The following is a 1,470-nucleotide window of genomic DNA, read 5'->3' as shown; positions in this document are numbered from 1 at the left end:
CGGTAGTTCGTTAAATCCGGCGGTAGAGGTCAATGCCGCGTCCGGTGGTGACCGCGTCGATCAGGGCCTGGAGCTCGGAGGGTGGGTCCTTGTCCGTCCATGCTTGCCACCATCGGTTGAGGGTGACGGCGGGGGTGAGCCAGGAACGGATGGCTCGTAAGGCCCTGGGCCAGCAGGGTTGTTGGGGCTGGTGGGACGGGGTGGGACCCCCTCTCTGGCCCCTCGTCGGGACACGGGTCCGGCGCGGTGTCATCCACTGGTCCGGGCGGGGCGAACCATTGGTCCCAGCAGAAGGAGAAGGCGCAGTTGACCAGGGTCTGGTGGCGGCGGATGGCGCGGTCGGAGCGGACTTGGAAGTCGGCCCAGCCGAGTTCGTCCTTGACCTGTTTGTAGCTCTGCTCGATCCACGGCCGCAGTCCGTAGAGGCGGACGATCTCGGCGAGGTCGGCCGGCGGGTGCGGGCTGGTGGCGGCGTGGGGTGCGTCGGGGTGGGGCAGGTTGGTGGCCAGGTACCAGGTGGCCTTCTCCGGCAGGCTGGCTGGGTCGGTGGTGGCCACGACCAGTCGGCAGGGTGAGTCGGGGCCGTAGCCGCCCAGGCGGGCATCGGCGGCCCACCAGGTCTCGGTGTGCCCGTCGCGGAAGTGACGCTCCACGGGTGTCCAGTCGCCGGGACGCTTGGCATCGTGCCAGCTCAGGGCGTGGGCGGCTTCGATGGGGGTGTGGGGCTGGTCGGCCGGGGCCCAGGTGCCGCGGTGTGGCTTGAGCGCGACCACGTAGGCCAGGTGGGCCTCGCGCAGTGCGAGGTACCAGTCGTCGCTGACGGAGTAGGCGCAGTCGGCGACCACCGCCCGGCAGCCGAAGCCCGCCTTCTTGCCCCGGGCCGCGAGGGCAGCGGCCAGTTGCGGTTTGGTGCGGAAGGCCGGGTCGGAGCGGCCGCGGGCGAAGTGGTGGGCGGGGGTGTAGGGAGTCGCGTGCAGCGGGTAGTACACCCGGCCGTCGGTCCACACCGTGGTCACCGTGACGATGCCGTTGTCGGTCTTGCCGTACCGGCCCAGCCACTGCCGGCCCACGTGCGCGGTCGCCGTGCCGTCCTTGCGGTCCCCGGAGTCGTCGATCACGATGACCCCGCCGTCGTGCGGAGCCGTCGCCGACTCCTCGCGCAGCAGTTCAAGGCGCCGGTCGTTGACCAGCTCGGTTTCCCACGGCGACTCGGACAGGAAGAACTGCAGCCGCTGCACCCCCGGCATTCCCGCACCTGACACCGGCTCCGCCCCTTGCCAGGCAAGTGATCGTCTTGTTCCGCTCCCGCGGTGCCAGCAGCCCGGTCAGGTACTCGCGAAACCCCCGCCGCTGGGCCAAGCTGACGAAGAGGTCGTCGAACCGGGCCGCGTAGTCCTCCAACGGACCCGGCGCGGGCGGACACGGACGGCGAACGGTCATCTTCAGCCCCAGCAAGACAGTTGACTCCTA

At 70.4% G+C, this 1,470-nt stretch carries 1 pseudogene; it reads right to left on the bottom strand.

The annotated features are described in order from the left end of the window. Positions 1 to 29: 29 nt before the first annotated feature. A pseudogene (locus AC0699_RS39735) lies at positions 30 to 1,440 on the bottom strand (IS701 family transposase). Positions 1,441 to 1,470: the final 30 nt, after the last annotated feature.

The sequence above is a fragment of the Streptomyces sp. NPDC043870 genome (genome assembly GCF_056435785.1).
Note: the sequence above shows the minus strand (reverse complement) of the source record. Positions and strands in the feature narration are given on the sequence as shown.